Annotated in this window: 14 protein-coding genes and 1 pseudogene; 9 read left to right on the top strand and 6 right to left on the bottom strand. The window is 64.1% G+C overall.

The window, feature by feature from the left end; genetic code table 11:
- The first annotated feature begins 128 nt into the window (after positions 1-128).
- The 3 genes from ACPFMA_RS25305 to ggt all read left to right on the top strand — a co-directional run bounded on the left by ACPFMA_RS25305 (position 129) and on the right by ggt (position 3,432).
- A complete protein-coding gene (locus tag ACPFMA_RS25305; RefSeq protein WP_425928985.1) occupies positions 129-719 on the top strand; it encodes an NAD(P)H-dependent oxidoreductase in 591 nt (196 codons plus the stop codon).
- Positions 720-786: 67 nt separating this feature from the next.
- Entirely contained in the window at positions 787-1,683 is an 897-nt protein-coding gene (locus tag ACPFMA_RS25300; protein WP_420057553.1) for a LysR substrate-binding domain-containing protein, read from the top strand.
- An 81-nt stretch (positions 1,684-1,764) separates the two neighbouring features.
- Complete coding sequence (gene ggt / locus ACPFMA_RS25295; protein ID WP_425928984.1) at positions 1,765-3,432, top strand: gamma-glutamyltransferase; 1,668 nt, start codon at positions 1,765-1,767, stop codon at positions 3,430-3,432.
- 104 nt (positions 3,433-3,536) lie between these two features.
- Here ggt and ACPFMA_RS25290 read toward each other — a convergent pair whose 3' ends face one another.
- The 3 genes and pseudogenes from ACPFMA_RS25290 to ypfJ form a co-directional block, all read right to left on the bottom strand.
- A complete protein-coding gene (locus ACPFMA_RS25290) occupies positions 3,537-4,241 on the bottom strand; it encodes a methyl-accepting chemotaxis protein (RefSeq protein WP_376699770.1) in 705 nt (234 codons plus the stop codon).
- 198 nt (positions 4,242-4,439) lie between these two features.
- Positions 4,440-5,321, bottom strand: a pseudogene (locus ACPFMA_RS25285) (methyl-accepting chemotaxis protein); the annotation flags it as partial.
- Between the two features lie 447 nt (positions 5,322-5,768).
- Complete coding sequence (gene ypfJ / locus ACPFMA_RS25280; RefSeq protein WP_009398932.1) at positions 5,769-6,647, bottom strand: KPN_02809 family neutral zinc metallopeptidase; 879 nt, start codon at positions 6,645-6,647, stop codon at positions 5,769-5,771.
- 194 nt (positions 6,648-6,841) lie between these two features.
- Between ypfJ and pcaH the strand changes: the two genes are divergently transcribed.
- Both pcaH and pcaG read left to right on the top strand, forming a co-directional pair.
- Entirely contained in the window at positions 6,842-7,561 is a 720-nt protein-coding gene (pcaH, locus tag ACPFMA_RS25275; protein ID WP_009398933.1) for a protocatechuate 3,4-dioxygenase subunit beta, read from the top strand.
- Between the two features lie 11 nt (positions 7,562-7,572).
- Positions 7,573-8,178: a protocatechuate 3,4-dioxygenase subunit alpha gene (gene pcaG / locus ACPFMA_RS25270; RefSeq protein WP_064303574.1), complete on the top strand. Its 606-nt coding sequence runs from the start codon at positions 7,573-7,575 to the stop codon at positions 8,176-8,178.
- A gap of 103 nt (positions 8,179-8,281) precedes the next feature.
- Here pcaG and ACPFMA_RS25265 read toward each other — a convergent pair whose 3' ends face one another.
- On the bottom strand, positions 8,282-8,590 hold the full coding sequence (locus ACPFMA_RS25265; protein ID WP_420057556.1) for a putative quinol monooxygenase: 309 nt from the start codon (positions 8,588-8,590) through the stop codon (positions 8,282-8,284).
- 60 nt (positions 8,591-8,650) lie between these two features.
- Between ACPFMA_RS25265 and ACPFMA_RS25260 the strand changes: the two genes are divergently transcribed.
- On the top strand, positions 8,651-9,055 hold the full coding sequence (locus ACPFMA_RS25260) for a VOC family protein (RefSeq protein WP_009398936.1): 405 nt from the start codon (positions 8,651-8,653) through the stop codon (positions 9,053-9,055).
- Here ACPFMA_RS25260 and ACPFMA_RS25255 read toward each other — a convergent pair whose 3' ends face one another.
- Positions 9,056-10,771, bottom strand: coding sequence for an FAD-dependent oxidoreductase (locus tag ACPFMA_RS25255; protein ID WP_425928983.1), 1,716 nt, complete (start codon positions 10,769-10,771; stop codon positions 9,056-9,058).
- A gap of 162 nt (positions 10,772-10,933) precedes the next feature.
- Here ACPFMA_RS25255 and ACPFMA_RS25250 point away from each other — a divergent pair, with 162 nt between their 5' ends.
- From ACPFMA_RS25250 to ACPFMA_RS25240, 3 genes are all read left to right on the top strand, one after another.
- Complete coding sequence (locus tag ACPFMA_RS25250) at positions 10,934-11,710, top strand: IclR family transcriptional regulator (RefSeq protein WP_425928982.1); 777 nt, start codon at positions 10,934-10,936, stop codon at positions 11,708-11,710.
- Positions 11,711-11,908: 198 nt separating this feature from the next.
- Positions 11,909-12,724 (top strand): sugar phosphate isomerase/epimerase family protein, encoded by an 816-nt coding sequence (locus ACPFMA_RS25245; RefSeq protein WP_064303570.1) that lies wholly within the window; start codon positions 11,909-11,911, stop codon positions 12,722-12,724.
- Positions 12,725-12,755: 31 nt separating this feature from the next.
- A complete protein-coding gene (locus ACPFMA_RS25240) occupies positions 12,756-13,616 on the top strand; it encodes a DMT family transporter (RefSeq protein ID WP_009398940.1) in 861 nt (286 codons plus the stop codon).
- 59 nt (positions 13,617-13,675) lie between these two features.
- Here the strand turns inward: ACPFMA_RS25240 and ACPFMA_RS25235 are convergent, their stop codons facing one another.
- Positions 13,676-15,016, bottom strand: coding sequence for an MFS transporter (locus ACPFMA_RS25235; RefSeq protein WP_425928981.1), 1,341 nt, complete (start codon positions 15,014-15,016; stop codon positions 13,676-13,678).
- Positions 15,017-15,293 lie beyond the last annotated feature (277 nt).

Below are 15,293 nucleotides of genomic sequence, written 5' to 3'. Positions count from 1 at the left end.
GTGCTTTCAGGTCAAAAGTATTTTGCTCGTGGGACGGTTTTTCCCTCGTCGGCTGCCGATTAATCTGCCGGCATCCAGTTATCCCGGTCCCCTTCGAGGCGGACCCGAACGAACGACGAGGCTTCGCAATGAAAAAGATCCTGCTGCTCAACGGCGGCAAGCAATTCGCCCATTCCGATGGCCGCTTGAACGAAACCCTGCATGAAACCGCGATGGCGTTCCTAGACCGTGGTGGCTACGACGTGAAGAGCACCTATATCGACGGCGGCTACGACACCCAGGAGGAAGTCGGGAAGTTCCTGTGGGCCGATGTGGTCATCTACCAGATGCCCGGCTGGTGGATGGGAGCGCCCTGGACCGTCAAGCAATACCTCGACGAGGTCTTCACCGCCGGTCACGGCAGCCTGTATGCCAGCGATGGCCGAACCCGAGCCAACGGCTCGAAGAAATATGGCAGCGGTGGCCTGATCCAGGGCAAGCAGTACATGTTGTCGCTGACCTGGAACGCCCCGCAGGAGGCGTTCGACGAGCCGGGCCAGTTCTTCGAGGGCAAGGGCGTGGACGCGGTGTACTTCCCGTTCCACAAGGCCAATGAATTCCTCGGCATGAGCCGCCTGCCGACTTTCCTCGCCACAGACGTGATGAAACGTCCCGATGTGCCGGCGACCGTCGCTGCCTACGAGGCGCACCTGGCCCGGGTATTCGCCGGCAAGGCCTGATCCGGCCTTGCGTATCGCGCGGCGACGGGCTATGACTCTGCCGGTTGCCGATCGTGAGAGTCCTTCAGTGAAAGCCAGGTCCGATGAATTGCAGGTGTTCGTCTCGGTGATCGAGTGCGGCTCGATTTCCGCCGCCGCCGAACAGGGCGGGCAGACGCCCTCGGCCATCAGCCGGACCCTGTCGCGCCTGGAAAGCAAGCTGGGCACGACCCTGATCAACCGCACTACGCGGCGCATGGACCTGACCGAGGAAGGGCGTTTTTTCTTCGAGCGGGCCAAGGCGATCCTGCAGCAGATGGACGAGCTGGAGGAACACCTCTCCCAGCATCACCAGACCCCGTCCGGGCGCCTGCGGGTCAATGCCGCGCTGCCGTTCATGCTCCATGCCATCGTGCCCTGGATCGGCGAGTTTCGTGCGCTGTATCCGCAGATCCAGCTGGAGTTGAACACCAACGACCTGATTATCGACCTGCTGGAGCAGAGCACCGATGTGGCGATCCGCATCGGTGAGCTGGCCGACTCCAGCCTGCATGCCCGCTCCCTGGGTTGCAGCCCGCTGAACCTGCTGGCCAGCCCGCTCTACCTGGAGCGCCATGGCATTCCGGCACGGGTCGAGGATCTGGCGCAGCACTCCCTGATCGGTTTCACCCAGACCGAAACCCTCAACCACTGGCCGTTGCGCCACGCCGAGGGCGATCGCTGGCTGATCCGTCCGACCCTGTGTGCGTCCAGCGGCGAAACCATTCGCGCCCTGGCCCTGGCTGGCGAGGGCATCGCCTGCCTGTCCCATTTCATGACCCACGAGGATATCCGCAGCGGTCGTCTGCAGGTCCTGCTGGGCGAAGCCAACAGCGGCTACCGTCAGCCGATCCACGCCGTGTACTACCGCAACTCGCAGCTGGCCCTGCGCATCCAGTGCTTCCTCGACTTCATCCAGCACAAGCTCGCTGCCTACGCCTGCTGAGGAAACATCCCACTTCGTTTGATAACTCTTCCTTCATGGGCCTTAATGAGTGTTCAACGAAAACAACACCAGGGACGTTTTATGCGCGTAGTGATGCTTCGAACCTTGGGCTTCTCCGCGGCGATTTTCGCCAGCTCTGCGGCTTACGCAGTGACACTGGAAGGCGGCGCTGTCGCCGCACCCGATCAATATGGCGCACAGGTTGCCGCCGACATTCTCAAGAAGGGCGGCAACGCGGTGGATGCCGCCGTCGCCACCGCCTTCACCCTCGCCGTGACCTACCCCGAGGCCGGTAACATCGGCGGCGGTGGCTTCATGACCCTGTACATGGACGGCAAGGCGTATTTCCTCGACTACCGCGAAGTGGCGCCCAAGGCTGCCACCCGCAACATGTACCTCGACGACAAGGGCGAGATCATCGAGAACCTCAGCCTGGTAGGCGCCCGTGCGGCGGGCGTACCGGGTACGGTGATGGGGTTGTGGGAGGCGCACAGCAAGTTCGGCAAGCTGCCCTGGTCGGAGCTGCTGACCCCAGCCGTCGGCTATGCGAAGAACGGTTTCAAGGTCGCCGAGAAGCAATACCAATATCGCGAGGACGCCCAGGGCCTGTTCAAGGACAGCACCAACTTCAACGATTACTTCGGCCACATGAAGGTCGGCGAAACCTTCAAGCAGCCCGAGCTGGCGCAGACCCTGGAGCGCATCGCCGACAAGGGGGGCAGCGAGTTCTACCAGGGCAGGACCGCCGACCTGCTGGTGGCGCAGATGCAGGCCAGCAACGGCCTGATCAGCAAGGATGACCTCAAGGACTACAAGGCGGTCTGGCGTGAGCCGATGCGCATCGACTGGCGCGGCAACGTGGTGTACACCGCGCCGCTGCCCAGCTCGGGCGGCATAGCGCTGGCTCAGTTGCTGGGCATCAAGGAGCAACGTGCGGCCGACTTCAAGGGCGTCGGGCTGAACTCGGCACGTTATATCCACCTGCTGGCCGAGATCGAGAAGCGGGTATTCGCGGACCGCGCCGACTACCTGGGCGACCCGGCCTTCGCCAAGGTGCCGGTGGCCGAACTGGTGGCGCCGGATTACCTGGCAAAGCGCGCGAAAGAGATCAATCCGACGGCGATTTCCGAAACCGGGAAAGTCCGCCCGGGCCTTGAACCGCACCAGACCACCCACTTCTCCATCGTCGACAAACAGGGCAATGCGGTCAGCAATACCTACACCCTGAACTGGGACTACGGCAGCGGCATGGTGGTCAAGGGCGCGGGCTTCCTGCTCAACGACGAAATGGATGACTTCAGTTCCAAGCCGGGTGTAGCCAATGCTTTCGGCGTGGTGGGTGGCGATGCCAATGCCATCGAGCCGGGCAAGCGCATGTTGTCGTCGATGAGTCCGAGCCTGGTGACCCGCGATGGCCAGGTGACCCTGGTGCTGGGAACACCGGGTGGCTCGCGGATCTTCACCTCGATCTTCCAGGTGCTGAACAACCTGTATGACTACGACCTGCCACTGGACAAAGCCGTGGCCGCGCAGCGCGTGCATCACCAGTTGCTGCCCAAGGACACCATTTATTTCGATGCCTATGCGCCGTTGACCGGAGAGGTGGCGCAGGAGCTGAAGAAGATGGGATATACCCTGGAGGATCAGGGCTGGGAGATGGGGGATGTGCAGGCCATCTGGGTCAGTGGCGGCAAGCTGGAGACGGCTTCGGATCCGCGCGGGAGAGGGGTGGGGCAGGTAGTCAAGTAAGTTGGTTTGACGCGGTCAGTGTGGGAGCGGGTTCACCCGCGATTACGGTGGTGAACTCACCGACGCAATCGCGGGTGAACCCGCTCCCACAGATCCGTGTCAGGTCAGACCCGGAAGTGACTGACCATCATCTGCAACTGATTTCCCAGCCGCGCCAGCTCGACACTGGACGCCGCCGTCTCCTCGCTGGCCGAAGCGGTCTGCTCCGACACGTCCCGCACACTTAGGATGCTCCGGCTGATTTCCTCGGCCACCGCGCTCTGCTGCTCGGCTGCCGCAGCGATCTGCTGGTTCATCGACTGGATGTCGGAGACCACGCGGGTGATGCTCTCCAGTGAGGTCCCGGCCTTGCGGGTCAGCTCGACGCTGCTGTCGGTCAGGCTGCGGCTGCCAAGCATGACATTGGCCACCTGCTGGGTGCCGGCCTGCAGGCCGGCCACCAGTTCTTCGATTTCCTCGGTGGATTTCTGCGTGCGCTGCGCCAGCCCGCGCACTTCATCGGCCACCACCGCAAAACCACGCCCGGCTTCGCCGGCACGGGCCGCCTCGATGGCGGCATTGAGGGCCAGCAGGTTGGTCTGCTCGGCGACCGACTTGATCACATCCATGACGCTGCCGATCTTCTGGCTTTCCTTCTGCAACTCGGCCATGGCCTCGGTGGAGCGCTGTACCTCGCCGGCCAGTTTTTCGATCTGGGCGATGGCCTGGCCGACCACGTCGTCACCGGCACGCGCCTGGCGGTCGGCGTCGGTGGCCGCTGCCGAGGCGTGTTCGGCGTTGCGCGCGACTTCCTGCACGGTGGTCGCCATTTCATGCATGGCGGTAGCGACCTGATCGGTCTCGCTTTTCTGGTTGTTGGCGCCGGCACTGGTTTGCTCGGTGACGGCCGACAGCTCTTCGGCAGCGCTGGCGATCTGGGTGACGCCATCGCGGATGCCGCTGATCAGCTCGCGCAGGGTGGTGCCCATGCGCTGGATGCCCTGTTGCAGCACGCCCAGCTCGTCGCGACGAGTGACCCGCTGTTCGTGGGTCAGGTCGCCGGCGGCGATACGTTCGACCACGGTCATGGTTTCACGCAGCGGGCGGACGATCTGGCGGGTGATGATCAATGCGGCGGCAATGCCGACGATCAAGGCCAGCAGCGTGGCGATCAATTGCAGGGTACGGGCTTCGGCGCTTTCGGCGTCGCGACGTTCGAGCTGGATTTTGTACAGCGCTTCGCTGCGGCTGACGATGTCGTAGCCTTGGGTGGTCATTTCCGCACGGGCGGCGGCGATGTCGGCGATGGCGGCCTTGTAGCGGTTCAAGGCATCGCGGTAGCTGACCACGGCAGCCTCGAACTGCTGGATGCGCGCTGCTTCGTTGGGCAGCACCTGGCCCAGCTTGCGCGCGTAGTCCAGGGCGTTGTCCAACTGGCGCAGGGCCGTCTGCTCGCTCTGCGTCGAGTTGTCGGCGATGTAGCCGCGCACTTCGAAGCGCACTTGCAGCAACTGCTCCTTGGCGGCGCTGGCCGCGCGGTATTGCTCCAGGCGTGCGGCATCGCTTTCGCCCTGGCCGAGCACATCGCGGTTGATGTTATCGATCAGTTGCAGCGCGGCGGCGGCGCTGGTTTCCAGATCGGTACGGGCCACCGCGCTGGCCTTGTAGGTGGCGCGCATGCGGTCGAGGGTGACCTGGTAGGCGGCAATGATCTGCGCCTGCTCGTTCAGCAGCTTGAGGTTTTCCGGGCTCTTGAAGGTCTTCAGCAACTGCTGCTGCTGTTGGTTGAAGTCATTTAGCTTGGCCTGCACGTTGTTGGCGGTGGCGTCGTCGCCGTTGGCCAGCATGTACTGCAGGCGCGCGACCCGCAGGTTGGTCAGGTCGCTGTTCAGGCGGGTGATGTCGCTCATCCAGTTGCTGCGCTGGATCAGGCTGCCCAGGCTGCTCCAGCCGGTGAGTGCGAGCAGGGCGGTGAGCACCAGGACCAGGCCGAAACCGAGCCCGAGCTTGAGATTGACACTGATGTTGGCAAACCAACTGTTCATGGGTTCCCTCCAGAAAAGGTGTGATCGGCGGTCGCTGAAAGTTCTTTTTCTTGGAGGCCAGCGTGTGTAGAGGACGCTTTATCGGCGTAAACCCGGCGGGCTGAAACGCTTTTTCAATAAAACCGACGAAAATACTCAACAAGATGTGACAAGCCCCGCAAATGCGGGGCTTGTCGGGTAATCGAAGTTGGCAGAAATCCTTGTGGGAGCCGGCGTTGCCGGCGATGGCGTCTGGTCAGGCAACTGCTTTGTCAGGTTTGGCCTCATCGCTGGCAACGCCAGCTCCCACAGGGGGCAGCGGCGCCTGGGAAATCACAGCACTTTGGCCGTGAAGGTATCGCACTGGTTGATATCACCCTTGTCGAACCCCGCCTTGAACCACTTCACCCTTTGCGCCGAGGTCCCGTGGGTGAAGGAGTCCGGTACCACGCGGCCCTGACCCTGCTGCTGCAGGCGATCATCGCCGATGGCATTGGCCGCGTTCAGGGCTTCTTCGACATCTCCCGGCTCCAGCCAGTTGTGCCGTTGTTGCGCCTGGTAGGCCCAGACCCCGGCAAGGCAGTCGGCCTGCAGTTCCTGGCGTACCAGCAGGCCGCTGGCGCCCTCGACCCGCTGGCCGCTGCGCCGCGCGTCGTTGACCTTGGCCGAGATGCCCAGCAGGGTCTGCACGTGATGGCCGACTTCATGGGCGATCACGTAGGCCTGGGCGAAGTCGCCCGCAGCGGCGAAGCGCTGCTCCATTTCGCGGAAGAAACTCATGTCCAGGTACACCTGCTGGTCTGCCGGGCAGTAGAACGGCCCGGTGGCAGAGGTGGCGAAGCCGCAGGCGGAATTCACCTGGCCGCTGAACAGCACCAGCTTCGGATCCTTGTACTGCCTGTTGGCCTGGGCAAAGATCGCCCGCCAGGTGTCTTCGGTATCTCCCAGGATGCTGGCGACGAACTGGCTGCCCTCGTCGTTCGCCGCCGGGCGCGGCGCCGTCTGGGACTGGGTGGGCGCGCCCTGCTGCATCTGCCCGGCCAGTTGCCCCAGGATCTGCATCGGATCCTGCCCGGTCAGCAGGCCGATCCCGACGATCAGCACCACGGCGCCCAGGGTCAGGCCCTTGCCGCCGCCCATGCGCATGCCGCCCGGACTCTCGCCCCGAGCGTCGACCACGTTGTCGCTGCGTCTGCCTTTTCGCCATTGCATGGGTAGTTCTCCACGGGGTGGTGTCGTCGCCCTAAGACTAGTCCAGTCGGGAGACATCAGGTTACACATAACCATGTGGTTATGAGTCAGGTAGGACAATTCAGTTTTCGCCGGGTTCGTCACGAGAGACACTTCGCCGCACCACCTGCCCGTCCTGATCGGGCTCTCCATAAATCCAAGAACAGGAGAACGGCATGTCTGCTACAGACAACAGTCGCTTCGTTATCCGTGATCGAAACTGGCACCCTAAGGCCCTCACCCCCGACTACAAGACTTCCGTCGCCCGTTCGCCACGCCAGGCGCTGGTGAGCATTCCGCAGTCGATCAGCGAGAGCACCGGCCCGGACTTTTCCCACCTGCGCTTCGGCGAACACGACAACGACCTGTTGCTGAACTTCAACAACGGTGGCCTGCCCGTTGGCGAGCGCATCCTGGTCACCGGCCGGGTCTTCGACCAGTACGGCAAGCCGATCCCCAACACCCTGGTGGAGATGTGGCAAGCCAACGCCGGCGGCCGCTATCGCCACAAGAACGACCGCTACCTGGCGCCGCTGGACCCGAATTTCGGTGGCGTCGGCCGGGCCCTGACCGACAGCGAAGGCCGCTACAGCTTCCGTACCATCAAGCCGGGCCCGTACCCATGGCGCAATGGCCCGAACGACTGGCGTCCGGCGCATATCCACTTCTCGATCAGCGGCCCGTCGATCTCGACCCGCCTGATCACCCAGCTGTACTTCGAAGGCGATCCGCTGATCCCGCTGTGCCCGATCGTCAAGAGCATCGCCAATCCGGCGGCGGTCGATTTGCTGATCGCCCGTCTCGACATGAGCAACGCCAACCCGATGGACTGCCTGGCGTACCGCTTCGATATCGTCCTGCGCGGCCAGCGCGCCACTCACTTCGAAAACCGCTGAGGAGCCCCGTCATGCCTATCGAACTGCTGCCGGAAACCCCTTCGCAGACCGCCGGCCCCTACGTCCACATCGGCCTGGCCCTTGAAGCCGCCGGCAACCCGACCCGCGACCAGGAAATCTGGAGCCGGATGGCCAAGGACGGCGCGCCGGGCGAGCATATCCTGGTGTTCGGCAACGTCTATGACGGCAACGGCCACCTGGTGCGCGACTCCTTCGTCGAGTTCTGGCAGGCCGACCACACCGGTGCCTACCAGACCGACTACAACCTGGAGAACGCCTTCAACGGCTTCGGCCGTACCGCCACTACCTTCGACGCCGGCGAATGGACCATGCACACCATCAAGCCGGGCGTGGCGAAGAACGCCGCCGGCGTGCCGATGGCGCCGCACATCAACATCAGCCTGTTCGCCCGCGGCATCAACATCCACCTGCAGACCCGCATCTACTTCGATGACGAGGCCGAAGCCAACGCCAAGGACCCCGTGCTCAACCTGATCGAGCAGCCACAGCGCCGCGAGACCCTGGTGGCCAAGCGCTGCGAAGTGGACGGGAAAACGGCGTATCGCTTCGATATCCGTATCCAGGGTGAAGGGGAGACGGTGTTCTTCGACTTCTGATGACTCGTTGACGCTGCAGAACTGTGGGAGCGGGTTCACCCGCGATTGCTATGGTGAATTCACCTACGTAATCGCGGGTAAACCCGCTCCCACAGGGTCCGCGTCAGCTTCCGGCCTTTGAGTTAAGAGCCAGCACCTCCCCCTCCACCACTTCCTGCCGCACGATCAACGGTTCCACCAACGGCCGGCTGGCGAGAAAATGCGCCGTCAGCATATGCGCCTCGAACGCCGCCTCGCTTTCGTACACCTCGTACAGCCAGACCAGGTCCGGATCGCTGTAGTCGCGGATCACATCGAACACCAGGCATCCCGGCTCGTCCCTCACCGAACTGGCCGCATTGATCCGCATCGCGTCCATGAAGCGCTCCAGGGTGCCGGGCTGCAATTGGGTCTTGAGTAGAAGGCTGTACACGTCGAACTCCTTTTTGTCTTATATTTGCGAAAAATTGTATACAAAAATGGAGTCGAAACCATGCCTGCCCGTCCAAGCCGGCTCAACGGCCTGCGCCATCTGGCGATCCTGGTGCCCAACCTCGAAGTCTGCGAGCGTTTCTACGTGGAGGTGCTCGGCATGGAGGTGCTGCATCGCGCCAACGAGGATCTCGTCTACCTCACCTGCGGCAACGATAACCTGTCCCTGGGGCGTGCCTTCGCTCCGAGCAGCGGTGTGCAGGCGGTGGACCACTACGGCTTCGTGGTCGACAGCCTCGACGAATTGCACGCCTGGCATGCCTATCTGAAGGAATGCGGGGTAACCCTGCTGGACACGCCGTTCGCCCACGGCGACGGGACCTGGAGCTTCCACCTGCTGGACCCTGCGGGGAACAAGGTCCAGCCGATCTATCACCCGGCGATTTCCGGCCAGCGCTTCACCTGATCACTCGTAGTCGGTGACGCCGGCGATATGGCGGGCGGCGATATAGCCGAAAGTCAGTGCCGGCCCGAGGTTGATCCCGCCCGCAGGATAGTGGCCGCCCATGATGCTGGCCATGTCGCAGCCCGCCGCATACAGGCCGGGGATCGGTTGCCGGTCGCCATCCAGCACCTGGGCGTACTCGTTGGTGCGCAGCCCGGCGAAGGTGCCGAAGCAGCCGGCTTCGACCTTCACGGCATAGAACGGCCCCTGCTCGATGGGCGCCACGCAGGGGTTCGGCCCGTGCAGCGCATCGCCCTGCTTGCGGTTGTACAGGGTGCTGCCACGGCCGAACTGCGGGTCCTCGCCGAGGCGGGCGTGGTGGTTGTACTCGGTCACGGTGTCGATCAGCCCGCGTGCGTCGATGCCGCACTGGTTGGCCAGCTCGTGGAGGCTGTCGGCGCGCTTGAGGTAGCCGTTGCGCACCAGGGTGTGCGTCGGCAGCGGGAAGGGGCGGGCGATGCCCAGGCCGTAGCGGCGCTGGAAGCGGTGGTCGCAGATCAGCCAGGACTCGACCTTTTCCCCGGGCGCTGCGGCGACCATCGCACTGACGTAATCGTAGTAGCCGCCGGCCTCGTTGACGAAGCGCCGGCCGTTGCTCAGCACGCCGATGATCCCCGGTTTGCCGCGCTCGATGATGTGCGGGAAGTGGCCGCTGCTGCCGTCGCTGTACGGCACCCTGGACACCGGCGCCCAGGCTACCGGGCTGTAAAGGTCGTCGGCGACCTTGCCGCCTGCGCTTTCGCCCAGGCGCAGGCCGTCGCCATTGGCCGAGAGCGGCGGCAGGGCCAGGTGCTCGTGACCGGTGGGCGTGCGCGGGAACATCGCCTTGCGCCGCTCGATATCGTTGGGGAAACCACCCGCCGCCAGCACCACGGCGCGGGCCTTGATGGTCACTTCGCCCTTGGCCGTGTGCACCACGGCGCCGGTCACCGTGCCGTCCTCACGCAGCAGGCGACGGGCCGGAGCAGACTCCCAGAGCAACACGCCCAGGTCCTCGGCGGACTTCGCCAGCCGCGCCACCAAGGCCACGCCATTGACCAGATGCAAGGCGCGGCCGTGGGTCGCCAGGCCGATCAGGTGGCGGGTGACACGTTTGCCCACATGCAGTACCGAGCGCCACGAGCGGGTCAGGGTGAGGAAGGCCGTGAGGTCCTTGCCGGCCATGATCGGCATGCCCCAGAACGCGGTTTCGCGCAGGGTGCGGCGCAGGCGCTTGAGCAACTTGCCGGTTTCGCGAGCGTCATAGGGCGCGGCGATCACCGAGCGGCCGCCGGTGCCGGCGCCGGGGGTGTCGCCATGGATATCGGCGATGCCGTTGCCATCGGCGAACTGCAGGCGGGTGTGCTTTTCGAAAAAGCCGACCATGTGTGGCGCGGCGTCGAGAAAGGCGTCGATCAACGGCGCGTTGAAGCGCTCGCCCAACTCGTGTTCCAGGTAGGTACGCGGCGCCGAACGGTCCTCGACGATACCGGCGCGCCGGGCCAGCGGATTGCACGGCACCCAGGCCCAGCCGCCGGACCACGCGGTGGCGCCGCCGAACACTGGGTCCTTCTCGACCACGATGACCTTCTGCCCGTGCCACGCGGCGGTAACCGCGGCACTCAGGCCGGCGGCGCCGGAACCTATCACCAGAACATCGCACGCAACGGTGCGGGATGGGGTGGGCAGAGCTGTCATGGACGATCCTCGGGATGTTATTTTTGGAACTTGATTCCATAATCGCTAATGACGCGGACGGTGCCAAGCCTCCGTAATCGAAGTTGGGCGAAGATCGAACAGTGGTTTGCGCTTTGTCTGGCGCTCTTTAGAATTCGCCCCACATTTCCAAGGACCGTGACCATGGCCGGCAGTCAGATCGAACGCGCGTTGAGCCTTATCGAAAGCCTTACCAGCGAGCCTCGCGGGCTGCCGATGCAGACGCTGGCCGAGCAGCTCGACATTCCGAAAAGCGCGACCCACCGCATGCTCGCCGAGCTGATCCGGCTGGGTTATGTGCGGCAGAATCCGGAGAACAGCCGCTACCTGCTCAGCACCCGGCTGGTGGCCATGGGCTTTCGCTACCTCGCCAACAGCGGCGCGGACATCGTCCAGCCGATCCTTGACGATCTGGCGCGCAAGAGCGGCGAGCTGGTGCGCCTCGGGGTGATCGAAGGCGAGCGCCAGACCTGGATCGCCAAGTCCCAGGGCGCCCGCTCGGGGCTCAAGTACGATCCGGACATGGGCCGGGATGCACCGTTGTTCTACAGCGCTTCGGGGCATGCCTGGCTGGCCAGCCTGAGCGATGCCCAGGCCCTGCTGCTGGTGGAGCGCCAGGGCGTGGGCCCGGCCAAGGAATTCGGGCCGAACGCACCCAAATCCAATGCCGAATTGCTGGAGCGCCTGCGCCTGGCCCGGGAGCGCGGCTACGCCTGGGTGGTGGAGAGCTCGGCGGTAGGCATGTCGGCGCTGGCGGCGGTGGTGGCGGATCCCCGGGATGGCCGGGCGGTCGGGGTGGTCAGCATTGCCGGGCCTACGGCGCGGATGAGCGAGGCGCGGATGCATGAACTGGCGCCTTATCTGCTGGAAACCGTAGAAGAGTTGGCGGCGGCGAGTCCGGCTTCGGAGTTGTTCAGTTAACTCAAGCACGCCGCGACCCTTGTGGGAGCGGGTTCACCCGCGATTGCGGTAGTGAGCCCACTATCGTAATCGGGGGTGAACCCGCTCCCACAAGGTCCGCGTGAACCGGGGAAGTGATTTTTTTCTGCTTGCAATGAATCTGGAACCAAGTTCTAAATAATTGCGTCAGAACAACAACCCCAAGAGACCCCCGCGAAAATGAGCCAACGCATCTTCTCCCTGGCCGCCCTGACCGTGCTCGAGCTGTCCCCGCCGGACATGGTCGAGGTCGCTGCCCGGGCCGGCTACAGCCATGTCGGCCTGCGCCTGGAACCGGCCACCGCCGAAGAACATCACTTTCCCCTGGTCGGCGATGCCGGCCTGCGCCGACAGACCGCCGAGCGCCTGCGTGACACCGGCATCAAGGTGCTCGATATCGAGATCCTCCGGCTCAAGCCGGAAACCCGCGTCGACGATTTCGATGCCCTGCTGGCCGTTGGCGCAGGGTTCGGCGCCACCGAGTTGCTGGTGGCCGGCAACGACCCCGACCAGGCCCGCCTGACCGACAACTTCGCCGCGCTCTGCGACCTCGCCGCGAAGTACGGCATCTACCCGCACCTGGAGTTCATGCCCTGGACCGACTGCCGGAACCTCACCCAGGCCTGGGATATCGTCAGCGCCGCCAACCGCGAGAATGCGTGCGTGCTGGTCGATGCCTTCCACTTCGACCGCTCCGCCTCGCGCCTGGACGACCTGCGCCAAATTCCGGCCTCGCGCATGCGCTATCTGCAATTGTGCGACGTTGCCGGGCCGCGTCCCGACGATATGGCCGAGATCCTGCGCCAGGCGCGCAACGAGCGGCGGTTCCCCGGCGACGGCGACTGTGACCTGCGCGGCCTGCTCGCCAGCGTTTCGCCCGATATGCCACTGAGCCTGGAAATCCCCACCCGGCAGTTGCTGGAGCAGGGCGTGTCCGCGTTGCAGCGGGCGCAATGGGCGCTGGACAAGGCCCGTTCCGTACTGAGCCCCCTTTAAGGCCCCGAGCCCAACGTCCCGAGTCGCGCCCATGCCCTCTGTCAGTCAACCGTTCAAAGGCATCCTCCTGGTCGTCCTGGCGACCTTCCTGTTTTCCAGCCACGACGCCATGTCGAAGTACCTGTCGGGCTTCTATCCGATCGTTTGGGTGGTCTGGGCGCGCTATCTGGTTCACACCTTGCTGATGCTTGGCATCTTCCTGCCCCAGGCCGGCCTGCGCGGGCTGTATACGCGCAGGCCCGGCCTGCAGGCGGCGCGGGCGCTGTGCCTGCTCGGCTGCAGCCTGTTGTTCACCAAGGCCTTGCAGTACCTGCCGCTGGCCGAGGCGACCGCAGTCAACTTCCTTGCCCCGCTGATGGTGACGGCGCTGTCGGTGCCGTTGCTCAAGGAGTCGGTGAGCAAGGGGCAGTGGGTCGCGGTATTGGCGAGCTTCGTCGGGGTGCTGATCATCGTCCATCCGGGTGGGGCGCTATTCACCCCGGCAGTGCTGTTGCCCTTCGGCTCGGCAACCTGTTTCTGCTTCTACCAGATCCTCACCCGCAAGCTGAGCCAGGTGGACAGCCCGACCGCCACCAACTTCTTCACCGGGCTGTTCAACACCCTGGTGATGAGCGCCCTGGTGCCGTTGTTCTGGATCGTGCCAAGCCTGACCCACGGCCTCATGACCCTGGCCCTGGGTACCTTCGGCATGCTCGCCCATCTGTTCCTGACCCAGGCCTTCCGCCATGCGCCGCCGGCCATGCTGGCGCCGTTCAGCTATTGCCAGATTGTCTTCGCGGGGTTGATGGGCATCGTGCTGTTCGGCCAGAGCCCGGACCGCTGGGGCGTGATCGGCATTGCCATCGTCTGCCTCAGCGGCCTCGCCGCAGCCTGGCTGCAAAGGCGCCGCTGAAACGCAAGCGGGGCCTGTCCACCGAAGGACAGGCCCCGCCCGGGGTCACGCAGGGTGGATCAGTCTTCGACTTTCGGGACCTTGCGCGGCGCCATGAAGTACATCCAGGTCAGGGCGATGAAGTACATCGTCGGGATCATGGTGAACAGCACGGCATAGTTGTTGTTGGTGGTGGTCAGCACGTAACCGACGATCTGGGTCATGAACATGCCGCCGATGGCCGCGCACATCCCGCCGAAGCCGAACACGGTACTCATCATGTGCTTGGGCGTGTAGTCCATCACCAGGCTCCAGATGTTGGCGGTCCAGGCCTGGTGCGCAGCGATGGCCAGGGAGATCGCGATGACCGCGACCCACAGGCTGCTGGCGCCGGCGGCGAAGATCACGCCGATGATGGTAGCGGCGAAGATCAGCATCGACAGCAGGCGCGCCTTGACCGGGGTCATGCCGCGGCCGATGAGGAACGAGGACAGGATGCCGCCACCGACGCTGCCGAAGTCGGCGCTGAGGTAGATGACGATCAGCGGGATACCCATCTGGGTAACGCTGATGCCCAGGCTATATTGCTGGTTCAGGAACGGTGGCAGCCAGTACAGGTAGAACCAGAACACCGGCGCGGTGATCGAGTAGGCCAGGGCGAAGGCCCAGGTGCCGCGCATGCGCAGGATCCGCGAGAACGGCACGCCTTTCTGCTCGGGTTCGGCTTCGCCCATTACGTAGGCACGTTCGGCGTCGGTCACGGTTGGGTGGTCTTCAGGGTTGAAGTACTTCAGGCCCCAGAAGATCACCCAGACCAGGCCCAGTGCGCCCATGGCCATGAACGCGGCCTGCCAGCCCCACACGGTGAGGATCAGCGGCAGCAGCATCGGGGTGAACATGGCACCGACGTTGGTGCCGGCGTTGAAGATGCCGGTCGCCACCGCGCGCTCGCCGGCGGGGAACCACAGGCGGGTGGTCTTGACGCAGGCCGGGTAGTTGGCGGCTTCGGTCAGGCCGAGGACGAAGCGGCAGACCATGAAGCCGACCGCCGAGGTGGCCAGGCCGTGGGCACCGGTTGCCAGGCTCCAGAGCAGTACGGCGCAGAAGAACACGCGCTTCACACCGACCCGGTCGATCAGCCGGCCCTGCAGGACGAAGCCGATCGCGTAGCCGACCTGGAACCAGAAGTTGATGTTGGCGTAGTCCATCGCCGTCCAGCTCATCTCCTTGGCCAGGATGGGCTGCATCACGCCGAGGGCGGCACGGTCGATGTAGTTGAGGGTCGTGGCGAAGAAGACCAGGGCCAGCATGACCCAGCGGGTCTTGCCGACGGCCATGGCGCCGCGGATCTTGTCGCCGATACCGGCGTGCGGGTTGCTGCTCAGCGTCTGAGCAACGGGAGTGCTGGAGCTGTGGATCATCGTGGGTTACCCGTATTTTTATGTTTATGGGTCAAGCCTGGGTGACGCAAGAAAAGCGGGCATTACAGGTTATTTGGCAGGATCGGCGCCGCAGTTTGGCCGAGTAGCCTGCTTCATGGTTGGAAATGGTGCGCCACTGCTCAAAAAAGGGTCAATTCGTCTCAACGCATTTCGGGCGATAATCGCACACAAAACTAACCAGTTCGTACCTTTTTCTTGAGCGGATTTTGGCCCCGGCCAATAATTCTTCATAGTTTGGGCACTGCCTGCCCGTAGG

The sequence above is a fragment of the Pseudomonas sp. NyZ201 genome (assembly GCF_049860765.1).
GTDB classification, from domain to species: domain Bacteria; phylum Pseudomonadota; class Gammaproteobacteria; order Pseudomonadales; family Pseudomonadaceae; genus Aquipseudomonas; species Aquipseudomonas bharatica.
The sequence above is the reverse complement of the archived record's forward strand: the minus strand, read 5'-3'. Positions and strand labels throughout refer to the sequence as shown.

Coding starts and splice junctions, on each gene's coding strand:
- ACPFMA_RS25305 (WP_425928985.1), top strand. CDS start 129: ATGAAAAAGATCCTGCTGCTCAACGGCGGCAAGCAATTCGCCCATTCC.
- ggt (WP_425928984.1), top strand. CDS start 1,765: ATGCGCGTAGTGATGCTTCGAACCTTGGGCTTCTCCGCGGCGATTTTC.
- ACPFMA_RS25290 (WP_376699770.1), bottom strand. CDS start 4,241: ATGGCGACCACCGTGCAGGAAGTCGCGCGCAACGCCGAACACGCCTCG.
- ypfJ (WP_009398932.1), bottom strand. CDS start 6,647: ATGCAATGGCGAAAAGGCAGACGCAGCGACAACGTGGTCGACGCTCGG.
- pcaH (WP_009398933.1), top strand. CDS start 6,842: ATGTCTGCTACAGACAACAGTCGCTTCGTTATCCGTGATCGAAACTGG.
- pcaG (WP_064303574.1), top strand. CDS start 7,573: ATGCCTATCGAACTGCTGCCGGAAACCCCTTCGCAGACCGCCGGCCCC.
- ACPFMA_RS25260 (WP_009398936.1), top strand. CDS start 8,651: ATGCCTGCCCGTCCAAGCCGGCTCAACGGCCTGCGCCATCTGGCGATC.
- ACPFMA_RS25255 (WP_425928983.1), bottom strand. CDS start 10,771: ATGACAGCTCTGCCCACCCCATCCCGCACCGTTGCGTGCGATGTTCTG.
- ACPFMA_RS25250 (WP_425928982.1), top strand. CDS start 10,934: ATGGCCGGCAGTCAGATCGAACGCGCGTTGAGCCTTATCGAAAGCCTT.
- ACPFMA_RS25245 (WP_064303570.1), top strand. CDS start 11,909: ATGAGCCAACGCATCTTCTCCCTGGCCGCCCTGACCGTGCTCGAGCTG.
- ACPFMA_RS25240 (WP_009398940.1), top strand. CDS start 12,756: ATGCCCTCTGTCAGTCAACCGTTCAAAGGCATCCTCCTGGTCGTCCTG.
- ACPFMA_RS25235 (WP_425928981.1), bottom strand. CDS start 15,016: ATGATCCACAGCTCCAGCACTCCCGTTGCTCAGACGCTGAGCAGCAAC.